The sequence below is a fragment of the Bacteroides sp. AF25-5LB genome (genome assembly GCF_003602965.1).
GTDB lineage: Bacteria > Bacteroidota > Bacteroidia > Bacteroidales > Bacteroidaceae > Bacteroides > Bacteroides uniformis.
Genome location: NZ_QTMC01000001.1, coordinates 242,087 through 260,457, shown reverse-complemented (window position 1 = coordinate 260,457; position 18,371 = coordinate 242,087). Strand labels below are relative to the sequence as shown.

The 18,371-nt window shown below is 45.1% G+C and carries 16 protein-coding genes and 2 pseudogenes; 9 read left to right on the top strand and 9 right to left on the bottom strand.

All coding sequences use genetic code 11. The features are described from left to right. Positions 1-7 precede the first annotated feature (7 nt). The 3 genes from DWY57_RS01090 to DWY57_RS01080 all read left to right on the top strand — a co-directional run bounded on the left by DWY57_RS01090 (position 8) and on the right by DWY57_RS01080 (position 2,926). A complete protein-coding gene (locus tag DWY57_RS01090) occupies positions 8-598 on the top strand; it encodes a hypothetical protein (protein WP_119961215.1) in 591 nt (196 codons plus the stop codon). 25 nt (positions 599-623) lie between these two features. Then, on the top strand, positions 624-2,558 hold the full coding sequence (locus DWY57_RS01085) for a ParB/RepB/Spo0J family partition protein (RefSeq protein WP_119961214.1): 1,935 nt from the start codon (positions 624-626) through the stop codon (positions 2,556-2,558). Positions 2,559-2,686: 128 nt separating this feature from the next. Further along, on the top strand, positions 2,687-2,926 hold the full coding sequence (locus DWY57_RS01080; protein ID WP_060386384.1) for a hypothetical protein: 240 nt from the start codon (positions 2,687-2,689) through the stop codon (positions 2,924-2,926). 340 nt (positions 2,927-3,266) lie between these two features. Here the strand turns inward: DWY57_RS01080 and DWY57_RS20800 are convergent, their stop codons facing one another. After that, positions 3,267-3,596 (bottom strand): hypothetical protein, encoded by a 330-nt coding sequence (locus tag DWY57_RS20800; RefSeq protein WP_165853577.1) that lies wholly within the window; start codon positions 3,594-3,596, stop codon positions 3,267-3,269. Positions 3,597-3,621: 25 nt separating this feature from the next. Between DWY57_RS20800 and mobA the strand changes: the two are divergent. Continuing rightward, positions 3,622-4,056: pseudogene (mobA, locus tag DWY57_RS21195) on the top strand (conjugal transfer protein MobA). Between the two features lie 148 nt (positions 4,057-4,204). Then, positions 4,205-4,599 (top strand): annotated as a pseudogene (locus DWY57_RS21585) (relaxase/mobilization nuclease domain-containing protein); the annotation flags it as partial. A gap of 91 nt (positions 4,600-4,690) precedes the next feature. Here DWY57_RS21585 and DWY57_RS01060 read toward each other — a convergent pair. From DWY57_RS01060 to DWY57_RS21505, 3 genes are all read right to left on the bottom strand, one after another. Continuing rightward, positions 4,691-5,134, bottom strand: coding sequence for a hypothetical protein (locus DWY57_RS01060; RefSeq protein WP_119961212.1), 444 nt, complete (start codon positions 5,132-5,134; stop codon positions 4,691-4,693). Continuing rightward, the gene (locus DWY57_RS01055) at positions 5,131-6,063 is read right to left on the bottom strand and encodes a hypothetical protein (RefSeq protein ID WP_119961211.1); all 933 of its coding nucleotides are present in this window, start codon (positions 6,061-6,063) and stop codon (positions 5,131-5,133) included. Before DWY57_RS01055 ends, DWY57_RS01060 begins: the two co-directional genes overlap by 4 nt. 102 nt (positions 6,064-6,165) lie before the next feature. Then, positions 6,166-6,297 carry a hypothetical protein gene (locus DWY57_RS21505; protein WP_262706657.1) on the bottom strand — a complete coding sequence of 44 codons (132 nt, stop codon included), beginning with the start codon at positions 6,295-6,297 and terminating at the stop codon, positions 6,166-6,168. A 148-nt stretch (positions 6,298-6,445) separates the two neighbouring features. On the opposite strand from DWY57_RS21505, the gene DWY57_RS21580 reads away from it, so the two are divergent. Together DWY57_RS21580 and DWY57_RS21035 are read left to right on the top strand one after the other, a co-directional pair. Next, a complete protein-coding gene (locus DWY57_RS21580) occupies positions 6,446-6,592 on the top strand; it encodes a transposase (protein ID WP_347812474.1) in 147 nt (48 codons plus the stop codon). A 485-nt stretch (positions 6,593-7,077) separates the two neighbouring features. Beyond that, entirely contained in the window at positions 7,078-7,272 is a 195-nt protein-coding gene (locus DWY57_RS21035; RefSeq protein ID WP_119961210.1) for a hypothetical protein, read from the top strand. Between the two features lie 515 nt (positions 7,273-7,787). Here the strand turns inward: DWY57_RS21035 and DWY57_RS01040 are convergent. The 5 genes from DWY57_RS01040 to DWY57_RS01020 form a co-directional block, all read right to left on the bottom strand. Then, on the bottom strand, positions 7,788-9,026 hold the full coding sequence (locus DWY57_RS01040) for an ABC transporter permease (RefSeq protein WP_119961209.1): 1,239 nt from the start codon (positions 9,024-9,026) through the stop codon (positions 7,788-7,790). Beyond that, entirely contained in the window at positions 9,026-10,204 is a 1,179-nt protein-coding gene (locus tag DWY57_RS01035) for an ABC transporter permease (protein ID WP_119961270.1), read from the bottom strand. The genes DWY57_RS01040 and DWY57_RS01035 overlap by 1 nt, the downstream gene beginning before the upstream one ends. Before the next feature lie 28 nt (positions 10,205-10,232). Then, positions 10,233-11,222, bottom strand: coding sequence for an HlyD family secretion protein (locus DWY57_RS01030; protein WP_117965188.1), 990 nt, complete (start codon positions 11,220-11,222; stop codon positions 10,233-10,235). Between the two features lie 37 nt (positions 11,223-11,259). Further along, the gene (locus DWY57_RS01025) at positions 11,260-12,726 is read right to left on the bottom strand and encodes a TolC family protein (protein WP_117974254.1); all 1,467 of its coding nucleotides are present in this window, start codon (positions 12,724-12,726) and stop codon (positions 11,260-11,262) included. Between the two features lie 217 nt (positions 12,727-12,943). Continuing rightward, positions 12,944-13,822 (bottom strand): hypothetical protein, encoded by an 879-nt coding sequence (locus tag DWY57_RS01020; protein ID WP_117965192.1) that lies wholly within the window; start codon positions 13,820-13,822, stop codon positions 12,944-12,946. A 230-nt stretch (positions 13,823-14,052) separates the two neighbouring features. Here DWY57_RS01020 and mdh point away from each other — a divergent pair, with 230 nt between their 5' ends. After that, complete coding sequence (gene mdh, locus DWY57_RS01015; RefSeq protein WP_005829779.1) at positions 14,053-14,994, top strand: malate dehydrogenase; 942 nt, start codon at positions 14,053-14,055, stop codon at positions 14,992-14,994. A gap of 97 nt (positions 14,995-15,091) precedes the next feature. Continuing rightward, positions 15,092-18,349, top strand: coding sequence for a S41 family peptidase (locus tag DWY57_RS01010; RefSeq protein WP_119961208.1), 3,258 nt, complete (start codon positions 15,092-15,094; stop codon positions 18,347-18,349). The last annotated feature ends 22 nt before the right edge of the window (positions 18,350-18,371 follow it).

Here is an 18,371-nt window from a genome sequence, read left to right as displayed (position 1 = left end):
TAACGGCATGAGAACGGAAACAAGAACATACACCCTCTATCGGATAACCGAGTTATCCGAGGAAGCCAAAGAGAAAGCACACAACGAATGGTTATGCAACCGATATTTTTACGGTTGGACACACGAGAACCGTCAGACCCTTGATACCTTTTGCGAACGCTTCGGCATTGTGTGCCGTAATTGGAGATATGACGCATGCAATTACAGCTATGACTACCGCAGCAGGCAGGAAGACTGCATAGACGGGCTAAACGGTTGGCGGTTGGCGGCCTATCTGATGAACAACCATTGGAACGACCTGTACACGCCAAAATATTTTTGGAAAGGGACGAAAGGACGAAAAAGCAGGATATTTGTAGATGCCTGTTGTCCCCTTACGGGCTATTATATAGATAACTGTATTCTTGATCCGATTTATCAGTTCTTGAAATCCCCCACCGAAAATATCACGTTTGACTGCCTTATGAACGAATGTCTCGACAGTTTTTTCCGTGCTTGTCGGGATGATATGGAAAGCACCCGGACTTTGGAATACTTCACGGAAGAAAGCAACGCCAACGGTTGGGAATACCTTTCAGACGGAAAACCATTCAATTAATTATCAACATTTAAAACTTATCATTATGAAAACGAACAAGAAAGTACAGACGAACAGCGTACAGAAATCAGAGAAAGAAAATGCAGTAAAGGTGACCGCTTTGGCAATCATCCCGAAACCGATTACACTACTCACACCGCAGGACGTGCCCACGGCTACCGAAGTGACAGAAACACCCGAAACGGCAACCGTTCCCACCGTTACGGAAGAAGCACCGCAGCAGGCCACGTTCAAGACACCGCTTGCAACGGCCACAGCCGAAACAGACCTTGACATCACCACCGTACACCCAAGTAGGGACAACCACCGCAAGACGTTCAATGACGCATCATTGCAGGAACTTGCGGAAAGCATTCGGGAAGTGGGAATCCTGCAGGCCATTGCAGTACGCCCACGCACGGAAGGCGGTTATGAAATCATATACGGTGAACGCCGTTACCGTGCCTCATTGCTTGCAGGAGCAAAGACCATAAAGGCAACCATATATAACAATGTGACGGACGATGAAGCGGAAGACATGTCGTTAAGCGAGAACTTGCAGCGTGAGCAGGTACGCCCCACCGAAGAAGCAAAAGCGTTCAAGCGGTTACTTGAAAAGGGCAGATATGACATGTATTCACTGACCGCCCGTTTCGGACGGAGCGAGAAATATATCTATACCCGATTGAAACTGAACGAACTCTATGCGCCTATCGGTGAACTGTTGGACAATGAAACAATCACCGTCAGCGTAGCCGAGGAGATAAGCACCTATGAGCCCGATATACAAAAGGACGTGTACGAGAAGCACCTCAAAGAGGGGAACGGTGAGGATTGGACGGGATATACATTGAACCTCTTCAAAAGGTACTTTGAAAAATACTATACCACCGACCTTGGGCAATACAAGTTCGACAAGACGGAATGCAATACATGCGTACACAACGCAGCCAATTACAACCTTTTTGCCGAGCATAACGGGTGCGGACACTGCACCAACCGCAAATGTCTGGAAGCCAAGAACGCAGCCCATGTGGCAAAAGAGACGGAGAAACTTTTGAAATCCGATCCGAAGCTGGTTGTCGCACGCCCCTACTACGGAAGCCGTAACGATATGGCACTACAGAAATTGGACAAGAAAGGGCATGAAATCAAGGAACTTGACTACAACGTATCGGCAAGGGAATTCCCCAAAGCACCCGAAGCACCGAAGAAAGAGCAGTTCACCCAAACGAAAGAGTACGAACAGGCGGTGCAGACATTTGAGCGCAGAAACGAGGAATATGCCCGAAAGGTGGAGGAACTTGACCGCATGAAGGAGGAAGGCAGGATAAAGACCTATGTAAAGGTAGGGCAGACAGAACCCGAACTCTGCTACGTGGAGATAAACAGGAAGGAAACCGCCCCCGTCACTATCGGGACATTGCAGGAAAGGGACAAGCGTTTCAAACAGCTTTCCATCGAAAAGACCGTTGCCGATACGAAAAAGATTGTCCGGGAGAACGACTATCCCGAAAGCCCGTTCACGCAGTACGAGGACGGTATGGTTTATTTTGCCATGCTTGCCCAACTTCAAAGGAGACATTTCCCGCTTTTCGGCATCAAGGACCAGCCTTTCGCATTGGACGAGAAACAGCGGATGAAAATCGTTGCCAAACTGACGGACGCACAAAAGACGGTAATCAAACGGGACTTCATCAGCCACTTCCTTTGTGAGAACGGCCACGGAGACAACAACGCATCCAAGCTGCTGAGGGACTTCGCAAACATGCACTTCCCCGACCAATACGGACTTGTCAAAGCCACCCACGAGGAAGAATATCAGAAACGGCATGAACGTTTGGAGGAAAGGATAAAGGAAATGAAGAAAGCGGAAAAGAAAGCTGCCAGGGAAGCCGAAAAACAGCAGACGACAGAAAAGACGGAAAAGAAGACCACCACCCCGAAAACAGAGAAGCCCGAAAGCGGAAAAGCCGCCTGACACCAAGCGGAGAGCATGTGCCGGAAACAACATCCGGCACATCTTTTTCACCGCCCCAAGAGAACAGAGGGCAGGGCTGGACGACCCCACCCACACCGCCACCGTAAAACCTTTTAAAACATCAGCGAATGAAATATATAAGAATGTTCCCGGACGTGGAGTATTCCACCGACAGGGATTTTTTCCTTGAAAATCAGATTGTCTGCATTGTAAGCAGGGAGGGCACGAAGTTTTGCAGCCTGATAGAGAACCGTCTGTTCATGCGTTCCCAAAGCCGCCATATCAGCAAGCGGATGCAGCTGCATATCATGTGTGAAATCCACAAGGAAATCTGCCGCCTTCGCTATGGCGGCGAGCCGGTGGAATGACCTGCCACACCCCACACCTGAATATTTCCTCTTAAAGAATCAGATAATTCTTATAGTATTTTTCCACTAATACGATAATAAAAGATTTATTGATAACCAGATGAATAGCTGTTTATCTTTTCAGTTATCCGTTCTGTAGTCTGTTTATCCAGTTAGCTATATAGTTATCTATCTATTCAGCTACATAGCTATTTAGCTATGTGGCTATGTACATATTCAAACGGCAGCCCACATATCCATATAATCATATATCCATTCGGCCGAATATTTGCCTCCCTATTCGGGTAACCATCTTAATATTTGCCTGAACAGCAATTCAAATACCAGACCATTTACTTATTCAAACGGATAACTGAATAACTGCCCGGCTATAAATAAACCTTAAAAGAGTATCCATAAAGTATTCCCTGGTTTCAAAGTCATTCATTAGCGGGTGTTGGCGGGAACCGCCATAATGTGCGGATAGAAAAAACTCTCTACCTTTGTTGCCGGGAGAACGCAGCCAGTTCTCGGCAGAGAACGTATGACAATCCTTCAGACCTTTAATCCGGCACAGCCGGATTTTAATATGCGCCAGCATATAGCAAGGTGTACTTTCAGCGGTTAAAAATATTTCCAACCGCTGAAAGTCCCGCCCCGAAAGGTCTTTCGGAGGCAAAGGTTCTCCCAAGTCGAACCTTTTAAAATTTTCATGTATGAAAGATGAAACAAGAATCCGTAACGCCGCAGGGCGCAAGGTGCTGGCAGACCCGCGTACGCACCGCTACTACCTTTGTCTCAATGACAGTGAAAACGAAAAGTTCCTCACGATGTTTGAACAATCCGATGTGAAGAACAAAGCCGAATTTATCTTCGCCCGTATCTTCGGTTGAGAGTTCAAGGTAGTGAAGATTGACAAGGAAGCGCAGGAATACTACGCCCAGCTCACTGCTTTCTATCAGCAGTTCCGACGGATAGGTAATAACTATAACCAATGTGTAAAGACCATCCATACCATTTACGGGGAAAAGAAATCGCTTGCGTTTCTCTACAAACTTGCCGAAGAGACCCGTAAACTGGAAGAAGTATGCAGGCAGATTATCGAACTTACAAAGCGATACGAAAAGGAGTACCTTACTAAAAAGAAATAATGTCATGGTGCCGAATATCACATCGGACAGTTCGTTTTACGGAGTGATTGCCTATGATAAAATAAAGGTGGACGACGGTACAGCAAAGGTGTTATGACATCCGAAGATAGCGGTGGACACTTCAGGAAATATGCCGATAGAAAACTGTGTGCAGTCGTTTGAGCCTTATATTGCACTCAACTCGCACGTCCGGAAGCTAGTTATTCATATCTCATAGAATCCTTTCCCGAAAGACATTTTTTCAGAAGAACAAATGACCGTATTGGTGCAGGAGTTCATGGAAAAGTTCGGTTATGGGAACCAGCCTTATGTCGTATGGTTGCACGAAGACATAGACCGGAGACATATGCACATCGTTTCAATACGTATCAACAATAAGGGTGAAAAGATAGACCATAATCGGGAGACTATCCGAGTCAGAATATCTGTCGGGAAATGGAAGTGAAGTATGACTTTCATCCTACACTCGGAGAACATGGTGAGAGGGAACTACCAACCCTGCAAAAAGTGGAGTATCTGAAAGGTGATGTGAAAGTGCAGGTATTGTGTATAATAATCTGCTTACTCTAAAATATAATATGTTCGAAAAAGCAAAGTCATTGCTATTTTTGCAATGGCTTTGTTTCTATAATTATTAATCTTTGTCTAAAGCGTCTTCAATTTGATAATTCAAGCGTTGTATTGCTAAAAAATTCCAAACGAAGTATACAATGGAGTAAGCTATCGTAAATATAAGTAAATGAGAATATTTTAAAGAAAAATTATCATATATAGGCAAGGAGTCATGTTTGTCTGCAGCTGAACATAGAAGTATATAAAAAATAGATATTAATACAAAACATTCGATAAAATGATTTCGTACAATATGTATTTCTTTTCTGATTCCATTTCTTATGCGGATGTTTTTTACCCCAGCAGCGCTTGAAGTAACAATAAGACTCATCCCAATAGAAAACATAATACCTGAAACTGTATAAAGAGTGGACACAGCTCCATTTCCCGGATTGAAATCAGGGAAAAAGAAAGATGTTATCATTGAAATGATAACACACACAACCATGCCAATCAATATTATCATAATTCACTATTTAATTCACGTAAAAACTCTTCCATTTCCTGAATTAAAGCAGGTTCAGAGATTCTCACATCATCAATCATTTCAATCTCAACATTTTTGGTTCGCAGAATGTTGCTACCAGTAATTTTTTTACCATTCTTTAACTTGAATGTTACGCCGTCAGCATCACTGATAGGTTTCATGTATGCTCCTAATAATTTTTCATAATCTTCCTCTTCCATTTTACGGGGTTTGGTGAACTTTACCAACAATTGAGCTGATAATATTTTATTATCAAGCATTTGTTGAAAATCAGGAATCTCTTCTACGATTTTCTTAAGAAGATCTTCTGCACATTTAAAAACCTTAATAGCATTTTCTATTTTTTCTTCTTTCTTTTTCCCTTTCAATTTTTTAGTGGGGTCAGCAAATACTATATTGCTAATTTGGCTCAACTGCGTACTGTCAGGTGCTTTTACTTTTGGGGTAAATTTATACAATTTATCTCCTCTAACCGCTTCTAGTAGCCAATTTAGATAAACTTGCAAAGATTTTATTCGTGACTTTGGCAAATTAGTAACAAGAAAATGTTTATTTAATGAGAAATAGTAGTGATCTTTGCAAATAAGTGATATTCTTTTTTCCTGCTCTTGTATATCATCTATCTGAATCGTAGGATTTTTAAAAAGTCCTTCTGGAATACTTGGAACCTCTTTTGCGGGTGATATGCGCCACATAACTCCAAATACATAACGTTCTGTAATTGCAAAATCAGAGAGCAAATCTTCTTCTGGCGATTCAGGGTTTAATTTCATACGACGAATATCCGCTATCTCACGAGCCTCTAATTTTTCTTTCAATTTTTCTTGTAAATCAGAGTATGCTTTTCCTATCTCTTCGTTTTCAATATCATAAGCTTGCAAAGTGAACTTTTTCTTATTATCAGCCATAATCTTTTGGTATTAAATTTAGTAATCAGCTTAATGTATATGGCAAAAGTAAGATATTTTTTGGAAAATAAATAGAAAAACTAAGTTTATTACGTTTAGATGCTACAAAGATTTATCGACTTTATTTAAGGTTTCTTCTTTATTTTTCTCTGATTGATCGTCTGCTAATTTAGCAATTCCTAACTGCAAGCTATTCTCTAAAGTTTCGTTTAGAGTTTCTGTAAGACTTTTCATATGTTTTTCTGTTTTTGATTGATATAATATGTATTAATTATCAATTGATTACATATTTTTATTGTGTTTCTTCTTAAGATTTTTCCTCAAAACAGAATTTTTCAGCCCATTGCGTGTACAATTTCTCTGTTGATTAATAATTGTACACATGAAACCATTCCATTTTTTACGTCAAATGATAGATACTTTGCATACAGAAGAGGATTGCAGAGAATATCTTGAAGATATGCGATGGCATGGTGAGCTTGTTTGTCTACATTGTGGATCTACATATCTAAGCACCACTATAAACTAACTCAAAAAAGAAAGTTCAAGGGTTTATACAAGTGTAAAGATTGTCGGAAACGTTTCACAGTTCGGAGGGGTACAATGTTTGAGGATTCTGAACTTTCGTTAAAGAAGTGGTTATATGCTATCTTTCTGTTCCTCTCGTACAAGAAAGGTATCAGTAGCAGCCAATTGGCATGTGATATACATGTTATCCAAAACCTGCATGGTTTATGCTGCACCGTATCTGTCATAACATAAAGGATGATGCAACTTTTGATGATATGACTTAAATGGACGAAACCTATATGAGTGGTAAAAGTAGAAGCCACGGGAATGGAACACAAGGCCGTAGTCTCAAGGAAAAAATACCTATATTCGCCATGGTTTCAAACACAAGTATAAGTTGAAAAACCGGAGAGTGCCCTTGTAAGGATGCAACTCGCTTTCTTGAAAACATCCCATCCTATTGGTTGCGGAATAAACAAACGTTTATGAAAACAAAATTATTCTATGTGGTACTATTGTGTATCAGTGTATTTCTTTCATGTGAAAAAAATAGTAGAGCCTGAGATACCTAAGAAACCATCAGTAGTAGAGAAGCCAAAAGAGCCGGATAACCTAAATCTACCAACAGACATAATCTCTGCTTCGGGAATTATTAAATCAAAAATAGGAGATATAGAATATGATAGTAAGAACAGATGATTGGAAATTTATTGCGAAAGTTCGTTGCAATAAATAGGAGTGGATATGCATCTACGGATGGTGTAAATTGGACAACGCCTAAAAAGTTGCAACTAATAGAACCTCATTTCAAAGTCTTAGATTCATCAATGGACTGTTTATTTTAGTAAGCTACTATGATGGGAAACTTTGTTTTACTACTGATGGTATAAATTGGACTTTCAAATATTTAATATAAAGTTAATGCTTTAGCAATCAGAATTATACAAAAATAAATAAGTTTTTTTGTTATATTCCAAATTTTGCCTACATTTGTATATGAGTTATTTGAAACTATGCAAAGCAGTGTAACCCGAAGCAGGACTTCCATATCCAAATCGTTACTTGCATCTTTTACATTCTCTATATTTATCTTATATTTAGAGAGTTACATCGAAATATATCGTTTCATATATTGGAACAAATTGTTCTGATACGCTGAAACAAAGTGTTCAAACGTATGTGAACACTTTGTTTCGTAGGCTTGGAACGATGTGTTACGCTTCTATACTCTTATGCTTCTTATACTCTTCAATTACATGTTTCCTGCTCTGCAATATCTGCCAGCGATATACCAGACACGTGGTGATGAAGTAGAAGCCCGTTTGTATCCATAGTGCCTGATACTCGAAAGAGACTTCATTGAGTGTGGCTCCCATACTGTTGATGCGTACGTAGCCGTTGATGCCGAAGGTAGAAGGGAAGATGTACGAGAAGTACTTCCAGAAAGCAGGCATGGCGGCTCCCGGCCACGAAATGCCGGAGAGGAACAGCAGCGGCACTGAGGTGAACACGAACAGCAGCATGCACGTTTCGCGGTTGCGGATGGCAATGGATGCTGTCATGGCAAAGAAAATACAAGCGGCCAGGTAGGGCAGGGTGAACAGAGTCAAGACACCGGGTATCGCTATTTGGTTGAGGCTGAAAAGCCATGGAACCACACACAGTATATATACCGATACCAGTGAATATACCATGAAGTAGCTCAGCCCTTTTCCCATCACAATGCGTAGTGTGCCGTTGTAGTGGCGGTTGATAGGCACCAGGTCGCGGAAGCGGTTCTGTTCGCGTGCCGTCCCGGCAGACAAGCCGATGCCGAGTAGCAGCGTTTGCTGGATAATCAATACCAATACTGCCGGAATCAGGAAAGCGGCAAATCCGTTGGTCGGATTATAGAGGGCGACATCCTCATACTCTATCGGGTAGGCGGTAATCTTGTCCTGGCGGTCGGTGGTATTGGCGCTTCGCTCCACTTTGATGTCTGCGTTCATGGCGAGCGACACGTTGGTGTTGGCGGTCAGCAAGGCTTTGTAATACAGCAGTCCGCTCATGTCGCAGAAGATACTGACCTGCGTCTGCTTACCGCGTACAATGTCGTCGTTGAAGCTGGAGGGGATGTAGATAATGCCGTATGCCCTGCGGTCTTTCAACATCAGTTTGGCTTCTTCCATATCGGCGCAGTAGCTCACGAGGCTCACTTCGGGACTGGAGTCCACTTTCCGCAGGTATTCGCGGCTCAACGAGGAGCGTGAGTCATCCACCACGACAGTGGGCACTTCGTGGATGGTTTCGTTGGTATAGATGAAAGCATATATCAACGGATAGACCAACGGAACGAGCACGAAGAAGATGAGCACGCCCTGGTCGCGGAAGGTTGTACCGAATTCCCGTTTCCATATATAGAACAAGTCATGAATGCCTTGTATCATTTTCTGTCTGAACGTCAGGTCTTTCATTAGGGCATGTATTTATAGTAAACCAACGCTCCTTTCAGCCTATGGGCTATAAGGAACGGGAGCATCATGAAAATAAGCAGCGCTACGTAGTTGACCCACGAGTAAATCATGGGGTATCCATTCAGTGCCTGGTCCACATAAATCAGGAAATAGTGGCGCAGGGGGAACAGATTTGCCAATGCCTGCAATACGGGGTGCATGCCCATGGCGGGGAATGACAATCCGCACATGGAGAAAGAGAGTACGCCCCATAGGGAAGCGAAACTGAGTCCCAGACGCAGGGTAGGCAGGGTTCCTATCATCAATATTCCCATGCCTTGCGATGCCAGCACCAGGCAAAGGGTGGCAAGCAGCATCGGCAGGATGCCGCTGTTGCAGGGAAAATGGAGGAAACCGTAGAGGTATACATTATATAATATTCCCATCAGGAAGAAGATGGCGGTATGCGGCAGCAGTTTGCCGGTAAGGGAAATCCAGATGGAGTTGTTGCCCATGCGCAGCCATTCGCGGGCCGTGCGGTCTTTTATCTCAACTCCGATGGAATAGACGGTCACCATGAAGATAAGCAGCATCAGTACACCCGGTGCAAAGGTGTTGCACAGATATACGGAGTAGTTCAGCCACGGGTTATTGAGTGGATGCGTATCTATGACGATGGGCTGGAGGAAGGCCATCGCTTGCTCCTCGGTAGCGCCTTTGGCATAGAGGGCGGTGCGGGCGGCGGCTCCCGATGCCAGTTCGCTCATCATCTTCATATCTTTGAAGAGCAGTGAGCCGGCAATGAGTAGTGTGTTGTTGGTGTAGAACGAGAGTTTGGGCTGCCGTTGCGCCTGCGCCTTGGCGGAGGTGCCTTCGGGTATATAGAAGAAGCCGTAAATCTCTCCGCGCTGCATGGCGGTGCGGGCTTCGTTGATATTGGGATAGCGAGCCACGACGGCTGTCTGCTCAAAAGCGTCCAAGTTACGTATCAGCTGGCGTGAAGTGGCACTCATGTCCTGGTCTACCACACCTACGGGCATGTCCGTAGGAAGCCCGGAGTCCATCAGCGTGGTGAAGAATATGTAGCAGAACAACGGTGCTATCACCATACAGAACAGATAGAGCGGGCGGGAAACAAGACGGCGGCATTCGCGTCTTGCTACATTCCACAAAGCCGTATGTTTCTTATCTCTTTCCATCATCCTCCCCAATAACTCATAACTCCTTTTATTTCTCCAATATCACACTCATTCCCGGACGCAGTCCTTCCACCTTCTCTTGCGGAGCGGCTTTTACTTCGAATGTTTTCAGGTCGAACTGGCCGGTAGTCTTGGTCGCTTTCCAAGCGGCATATGTGCCGAGGTCTTTCATGTAGTACACTTTCAGGCAGATATTCCTATCGAGGGCAGGGATGAACGCCTCGAATTCGGTATTCATACCCAACCCTTGCAGCAAGTCCTCGCGTACATTGAAGGTTACCCACATGTCATCCAGAATAGCGATGTTCATAATGGGAGCACCCGTGCCCACAAGCTCGCCTACTTTGGGGAATATCTCGGATACCTCACCGGCAGTCTGTGCAATCAGGTAAGTTTCCTTGATGTACGATTCAACTTCGGCCACAGCTCCTTTAGCACGTTCCACCAAGGCAGCGGCAGCGGCTTTGTCCTCGCGTTCCGCACCGTTCTTGGCCATATCATACTGGGCTTTGGCGGCTTTCTCTGTAGCCTGGGCTGCATTGCGTTGGGCGGTAACTTCGTCAAGCTTTTGTGCAGACATCACGCCTTGGTCGTGCAGGTTCTTCACACGCGTGTAGGATTTTTCGGCAATCTCCAGTCCGGCCAGTGCCTTTTGCCACATTTCATAGGCAGCTTGTATCTGTTCCCGACGGGCGCCTTTCAAAGCTTTTTCGTTCTGGGCCTGGGCTGCCGATTCGGCGGCGCGTGCTTGTTCCAGTTTGGCCTGCACGTCCGGAGCCTCCAAAATGGCAAGGGTGTCTCCGGCTTGTACGCTTTGTCCCTCTTTTACACGAAATTCCAGAATACGTCCCGGCACTTTGCTCGATACTCGATACTCCGTTACTTCTGCTTGTCCTTGCACAATCTCCGGCCCTTTACGCAACATGAAGAAACCTACAAGGGCAACGATGGCAATAACTCCCGTCAGTGTGAGGAATGCCAACAACATGTTGCTGTTTTGTGATTTTGTATCTAACATATTATTTACTATTTACAATTTATGATTGAAGAAACGATCAATTATCAATTGTCAATTCCCCCGTTGCCTTTCTCAGATAGATTTCCGTCAGTTTTACGTCAATCTGTGCGTCTATCTTTTCCGATTGAGCAGAAAGCCATGCGGTATGCGCTTCGAGTACATTGCTGGCGGGTATAACGCCTTCCTCAAAGCCGAGTGTGGCGTATCTCAGGTTCTCGTTGGCTTTTTCCAGGTTCTTTTCGGCCATGGTCAGTTTTTTGGCAGCTTCGTTCACTTGGAAAGCAGACTGGTTGACCTGCAGCTCTATCTTTTCTTTGGCGTCATCCAACTGGTATTGGGCGATGCGTGCTTCCGATTTGGCTGCTTTTACTTTATAGATGCCTTCGCCCCAGTGCCAGATGGGTACCGATACCATGACACCCACGTTCCACATTCCTTTGAACTTCTTCTCAAAACTATTGAAGACGGAAGGGTTGGTTGCCATATAGCTGCCCATTAGTGCTATGGAAGGAAGATATTCCGAACGGGTGACATTTACTTTTTGCTTGTAAATCCGTGTGGCAAGTTCCAGGCTGCGTACTTCGGGGCGAGTGGCATAAACGTTGTTGATGTCGATGGCACCGTTTTTCAGAGTTGTGGGGGCCAGGTCTTCCTTCTGTTCGTCTGCGAGCATGATAGGAGTGGAAAGGTCAAGACCACACAGTTGGCACAGCAGCATCCGGGCAAGGCTCAAGCCATCGGTTACTTTGGTCAGAGTCATTTCGGCTTCATTCACTTTTACTTTGATGGAGAGTCCGTCTGCTTTGGTGGCAACGCCTTGGGCAATCATTTTGTCGACGTCGCTGTCGAGTTTCTGCAGTAGTTTCAGATAACCTTCTGCCAGCTTCTTTTTATGGGCAAGGGATACTACCTGCCAATATGCCTGGTCTGTACTCAGGATTACTTCCTGCATACCGGTGTTGTGCTGCTGGCGGGCCAGCTCTTCGGCGTATTTGGTGATTTTATTGTAGGCACGTATCTTGCCGCCCATATATAGGGGTTGGGTCAAGGTCAGTGCGCCCGCATACATGTTGCGGGTGTCTGTACGAAAGGCGTCAACCAAGGATTGGCCTGCACCGTCGAGGGCACCTACCAGGCTTTGTCCTAAAGCCGGCAGTTTCCCCGCTATTTCAGGATGAAGCTGCGCTATGACTTGGGCGGCTTGTTGCAAGGGGCCGCTGAGGTTTGTACCCAATCCGGACAAGGCCCCTTTTTGGGCATCACTGAGGATAGACAACTCTTTTTGGCTGCGCATATATCCACCGGTGGCCGAAATGTTGGGAAGGTAATTGGTGAATGCCGCCTTTTTTTGATAATGTGCAGCGTTGATTTTTTCTTGGCTTATCAGCAGTTCTTTGTTGTTGGAAATTGCCAATGCACGGCAACTATCCAAGCTCAATGCTTCCTGGGCCTTCACGGGGAAGGACAGGTATGCCAAACAGATGAAACAGAAGAACTTTTTCATTGGGCTATACATTAATTAAGGTGATGAATCGGTTACTTATACAACAACAATAATTGCATAAACAACGATGCAAATGTATAGGCTTTCAATGATATTGCAAAATAATTTAGAAATTTTTTTAGGCATAAGAACAAAAGAACACATTTTGCAGCGTTACGAAATCAGTAGTATGCCGCATGTTTTATGCTCTTTTGTTCTTACTTGTCTGAAAAATGTATTAATTCAAGTTGAATGATTGTGAACCGATAAGGGTGCCGTCAGTAAAAATGTCTACGCGGTAGGTACCTGCATAGAGGTATTCTTCTACATCCCAATATACGGTGACGGTTTGCTCTTCTCCGTTGTATTCTATATACTTCTTGATGGAATATACCAGTTCCCGGTTCTCGTATGGGAAGGTGTTTGAGGGACTTTTGGTCAGCACGTCATTGTCCGGTTTGGTGATGCGGATGTAGAGGGTGCGTTCGCCGGTTTCTGCAGTGATGTTTTTCACGATGGAGAAGTTTATTTTGAACTTCACGATGTCTTTCACTTTCTTGGCAGTCTTGCCGCGTTTGTTGGTGGGCTGCACAGAGATGTTGGTGGCGTCCAGTTGTGCGGCAAGCGTCACTGTCTTGGTCAGGTTCTTCTTTTCTTCGGACAAGTTGCTGATTTGCCGGGAAGCGGCGTTGTACTTTTGGGTGACATCGGCTATGATTTCCTTCTGTTGGGCAGTCAGGCGATTCAGCGAGTCAATCTGGTTGATATAGCCTATCATGACTTTGCGGAGAGAGGTCAGTTCCTTCTTCAGACGGCGTATCTCGGTGGCATTGCTGCTCTTCACGGTGCGGAGTTCTTCCAATAAACGTTGGGTCTTCAGTTGTTCCTGCTCCAAAAGTACGGAGAGGGAGTCGTTGGAGACGGTCAACTTCAGTTCGTCATATTGTCTGGCGAAGTCTGTGTATTGATTTTCAAGGTCTTCTTTATCCAGATTGAATTCCATCACCAGTTCCTTGTTGGTTTGCTTTTCGGAAATCAGCAGAATGGTAACTCCTATTAATAATAAGATAAGGAGGCTGCCTGCCACGATGAGAAGTGTATTCTTCTTAACTGCCATTTTTGATAATAATTAATGGTTAAGTGATTAATGGTTGGTGACTGATTATTCGTCTTACGTTCACTAATCGTCCGCAAAATTAATCATTAATCATTAATCATCGTCCACTAATCGTTGGCTAAATGTGTATTTAACTAAAATTATTACGGAAATATTTCTCTAATTACGAAGTTCGCTGTACTTTTGTATCATCTTTAAAGAATACTTATAAACAAAAAACTTTAGAAATTATGTCAAAAGTAACCGTAGTAGGTGCAGGTAACGTAGGTGCTACATGCGCTAATGTGTTGGCCTTTAATGAAGTGGCTGACGAAGTGGTAATGCTGGACGTGAAAGAAGGCGTTTCAGAAGGTAAGGCAATGGATATGATGCAGACTGCTCAACTGCTGGGCTTCGACACCACTGTTGTAGGTTGTACCAACGATTATGAGAAGACTGCCAACTCCGACGTTGTAGTGATTACTTCCGGTATTCCCCGTAAGCCGGGTATGACTCGTGAAGAATTGATCGGTGTTAATGCAGGTATCGTTAAGTCGGTTGCACAGAACATCTTGAAATATTCTCCGAATGCTATCCTCGTGGTTATTTCTAATCCGATGGATACCATGACCTATCTGTCATTGAAGTCTTTGGGCTTGCCGAAGAACCGTATCATCGGTATGGGTGGTGCTTTGGACAGCTCTCGTTTCAAATATTTCTTGTCTCAGGCTTTGGGCTGCAACGCCAACGAAGTGGAAGGCATGGTTATCGGTGGTCATGGTGACACTACCATGATTCCGTTGGCTCGTCTGGCTACTTACAAGGGACAGCCGGTAAGCACACTGCTGAGCGAAGAAAAACTGAACGAAGTGGTAGCTTCTACCATGGTAGGCGGTGCTACACTGACTAAGTTGCTGGGTACTTCTGCATGGTATGCTCCGGGTGCGGCAGGTGCTTATGTAGTTGAGTCTATCATCCACAACCAGAAGAAGATGATTCCTTGCTCAGTATATCTGGAAGGAGAATACGGTGAATCAGACATCTGTATCGGTGTTCCCGTAATCCTTGGCAAGAACGGCATCGAGAAAATCGTAGAACTGGAACTGACTGCTGACGAAAAAGCTAAATTTGCTGCCAGCGCTGCTGCCGTTCACAAGACAAATGCTGCTTTGAAGGAAGTAGGAGCTCTCTAATTGAGGGTAACTTAAAGAGAAATAAGCAAGCCTCACGGACTTTTTCTGACAAGGAAAAGACGTGAGGCTTTTTTTTATCCCCCAAAAAAGAATCATTATGAAAAAACTACTATTAGGTATTGCTGCCGCTTGCCTGACAGGTTTTACTTTTGCGCAGGATGCTCCGCTCTGGATGCGTCATAGTGTCATCTCTCCCGATGGGACCACCATTGCTTTTACGTATAAGGGAGACATCTATACGGTGCCGGTTGCCGGTGGACGTGCCATGCAGATAACTACCAATCCTGCATATGATACGGCTCCGGTATGGAGCCCGGACAGTAAGCAGATTGCTTTTGCTTCGGACCGTATGGGAAGCCTGGACGTCTACATTGTGTCCAAAGACGGAGGCGAACCACGACGGCTGACTACCCACTCGGGAAGCGAAACACCGCTTGCTTTTACAGATGCCGGACATGTCTTGTTCTCTGCGGGCATCATGCCGTCTGCCGAGGCTGTTGTCTTTCCCTCTAACGGGCAGTTCAACCAGGTCTATCGAGTATCAGTGGAGGGAGGGCGTCCGACGATGATTTCGTCCATGCCTATGGAGTGCATCTCCATCAATAAGGAGGGAGCGATGTTGTATCAGGATAAGAAAGGTTACGAGGACTACTGGCGTAAACATCACGTATCGCCCATTGCCCGGGACATCTGGATGTATACTCCGGGAAAAGAACCGCAGTACCGCCAACTGACTACTTTCGGAGGAGAAGACCGTGAACCGGTTTGGGCTCCTGATGGAAAAACATTCTACTATCTGAGTGAGGAAAACGGCTCTTTCAATATCTACCGACGTACTCCCGGAGATGCGAAGGCCGTGCAGTTGACGCACTATACCAAAAATCCGGTACGTTATCTCAGTGCCGCTACGGACGGAAGGTTGTGCTATGGATTTGATGGTGAGATTTATACCCTGCTTCCCGGTGGAGAAGCGCAAAAGGTGAACATCTGCATTGTTTCCGACAGAAACGACAAGGATATTATCCGCCAGATTAAGAGTAGTGGCGCCACGGAAATGGCAGTGTCTCCGGATGGTAAGGAAGTGGCTTTCGTTTTGCGTGGCGATATCTACGTCACTTCAGTGGAATATAAGACTACGAAGCAGATAACGAATACTCCCTATCAGGAACGCACTGTAGACTTTGCCCCCGATGGCCGGACACTGGTTTATGCTTCCGAACGTGGCGGGCTTTGGCAACTTTACACTTCGACGATTGTGCGTAAGGATGAAAAGCTGTTTACCTATGCTACAGAGCTGAAGGAAGAACGCCTGACGAATTCGGATGTCGCTTCTTTCCAACCCCAATATAGCCCTAACGGCAAAGAGATTGCCTTTCTCGAAAACCGTAGCGCCATCCGTGTCATCAATCTGAAGACGAAGGCTGTACGTACCGTTATGGATGGCAAGTACCAATACTCTTATTCGGACGGTGACCAGTGGTTCCAATGGAGTCCGGACAGCAAATGGATTCTTTCGGACTATATCGGTGTAGGTGGATGGAACAACAAAGATGTTGTGCTGCTGAATGCCGATGGCAAGGGTGAAATGGTGAACCTGACCGAAAGCGGGTACAACGATGGCAATGCCAAGTGGGTATTGGACGGCAAAGCCATGATTTGGACCAGTGACCGTGCGGGGTATCGCAGCCACGGCAGTTGGGGAGCCGAAGACGATACTTATATCATGTTCTTTGATGCTGAAGCATACGACCGTTTCTTGATGAACAAGGAAGAAACCGCTTTGCTTGAGGAAGCGGAGAAGGCAGAGAAAGAAAAAGCCGGAAAGAAAGACGAAAAGGATGCCAAGAAGAAAAAAGAGGATGCCGACAAAGATAAGGAGAAAAAGGTAGAACCGTTGAAGTTCGATCTTGCAAACCGCTTTGACCGTATTGTACGCCTGACCGTCAATTCCTCGCATATGGCAGATGCCATGCTTTCTGCTAAAGGGGATAAACTCTATTATCTGTCTGTTTTTGAGGATGGGTACGATCTTTGGGAGCACAACCTGAAAGAGAATGTTACAAAAGTTCTTTTGAAGAAAGTAGGTGCAGGCGCTTTGCAGCCAGATAAGGAAGGGAAGAATATCTTCCTTTGTGCCCGCGACGGAATGAAGAAGATAGAGATTGAAGGCAGCAAGATTTCTCCAATTGAATTTGAGGCTTTCTTCGATTACCGTCCTTACGGTGAGCGTGAATATATCTTCGACCACATCTGGCAGCAGGTAAATGATAAGTTCTATGTGGCAGACTTGCAAGGTACGGACTGGAATGGATACAAAGAAACTTATAAGCGCTTCTTGCCTTATATCAACAATAACTACGATTTTGTGGAAATGCTGAGTGAGATGCTGGGTGAATTGAACGGTTCTCATACGGGAGCGCGTTATTATGCTTCGGGCGCAGCACTTCCTACGGCAGCTTTGGGAGTGTTCTATGATGAAGCTTATGCGGGCGATGGACTGAAGATTAAAGAAATTATAGCTCAAAGTCCATTGACGAAGAAAAAGACGGATGTCAAACCGGGGTGTATTATCGAAAAAGTGGATGGTGTTGCCATTAAGGCAGGTGCCGATTATTTCCCGTTACTCGAAGGTAAGGCAGGGCGCAAGGTGATTCTCTCTGTTTATGATCCTGCTACCGGCAAGCGGTTTGAAGAAACCTTGAAGCCCATATCTTACGGTGCCCAGAATGAGCTATTGTATAAGCGCTGGGTGGAAAACTGTCGCAAGAAGGTGGATGAATATTCCGGCGGGCGCATTGCTTATATTCACATCAAAGGTATGGATAGTCCGAGCTTCCGTAAGATTTACTCCGATTTGTTGAGCGAAAGCAGTCGTAAGAAAGAGGCTGTTGTGGTGGATACCCGCCATAACGGAGGCGGATGGCTGCACGAACAAGTAGCGACGTTACTTAGCGGCAAGGAGTATGAACGCTTTGTGCCGCGCGGCCAGTACATCGGCAGCGATCCTTTTGATAGATGGCTGAAACCTTCGTGTATGTTGGTTTGCGAGGATAATTACAGCAATGCCCACGGTACTCCTTTTGTGTACAAGACGTTGGGTATCGGTAAGCTGATAGGTGCTCCAGTGGCAGGAACCATGACTGCTGTCTGGTGGGAAAGCCAGATTGATCCAAGTATTGTATTCGGTATTCCGCAGGTAGGTTGTGTGGATATGCAGGGTAACTATCTGGAGAACCGGACTTTACAGCCGGACATCTTGGTTTATAATGTGCCGGAAGCTGTTTTGAAGGGAGAAGATGCACAGCTGAAAGCGGCGGTGGACCACTTGCTGAAGGGGTTGCAACAGAAGAGATGAGTTGTTAAAGCGTTGATTTTTA

What these genes read in the sequence shown, in the direction of transcription:
- DWY57_RS21580 (WP_347812474.1), top strand. Translation starts at nt 6,446, where the DNA reads ATGAAACCATTCCATTTTTTACGTCAAATGATAGATACTTTGCATACA.
- DWY57_RS01080 (WP_060386384.1), top strand. Translation starts at nt 2,687, where the DNA reads ATGAAATATATAAGAATGTTCCCGGACGTGGAGTATTCCACCGACAGG.
- DWY57_RS21505 (WP_262706657.1), bottom strand. Translation starts at nt 6,297, where the DNA reads ATGAAAAGTCTTACAGAAACTCTAAACGAAACTTTAGAGAATAGCTTG.
- DWY57_RS21035 (WP_119961210.1), top strand. Translation starts at nt 7,078, where the DNA reads ATGTGGTACTATTGTGTATCAGTGTATTTCTTTCATGTGAAAAAAATA.
- DWY57_RS01035 (WP_119961270.1), bottom strand. Translation starts at nt 10,204, where the DNA reads ATGGAAAGAGATAAGAAACATACGGCTTTGTGGAATGTAGCAAGACGC.
- DWY57_RS01020 (WP_117965192.1), bottom strand. Translation starts at nt 13,822, where the DNA reads ATGGCAGTTAAGAAGAATACACTTCTCATCGTGGCAGGCAGCCTCCTT.
- DWY57_RS01060 (WP_119961212.1), bottom strand. Translation starts at nt 5,134, where the DNA reads ATGATAATATTGATTGGCATGGTTGTGTGTGTTATCATTTCAATGATA.
- DWY57_RS01030 (WP_117965188.1), bottom strand. Translation starts at nt 11,222, where the DNA reads ATGTTAGATACAAAATCACAAAACAGCAACATGTTGTTGGCATTCCTC.
- DWY57_RS01025 (WP_117974254.1), bottom strand. Translation starts at nt 12,726, where the DNA reads ATGAAAAAGTTCTTCTGTTTCATCTGTTTGGCATACCTGTCCTTCCCC.
- mdh (WP_005829779.1), top strand. Translation starts at nt 14,053, where the DNA reads ATGTCAAAAGTAACCGTAGTAGGTGCAGGTAACGTAGGTGCTACATGC.
- DWY57_RS01040 (WP_119961209.1), bottom strand. Translation starts at nt 9,026, where the DNA reads ATGAAAGACCTGACGTTCAGACAGAAAATGATACAAGGCATTCATGAC.
- DWY57_RS01010 (WP_119961208.1), top strand. Translation starts at nt 15,092, where the DNA reads ATGAAAAAACTACTATTAGGTATTGCTGCCGCTTGCCTGACAGGTTTT.
- DWY57_RS01055 (WP_119961211.1), bottom strand. Translation starts at nt 6,063, where the DNA reads ATGGCTGATAATAAGAAAAAGTTCACTTTGCAAGCTTATGATATTGAA.
- DWY57_RS01085 (WP_119961214.1), top strand. Translation starts at nt 624, where the DNA reads ATGAAAACGAACAAGAAAGTACAGACGAACAGCGTACAGAAATCAGAG.
- DWY57_RS01090 (WP_119961215.1), top strand. Translation starts at nt 8, where the DNA reads ATGAGAACGGAAACAAGAACATACACCCTCTATCGGATAACCGAGTTA.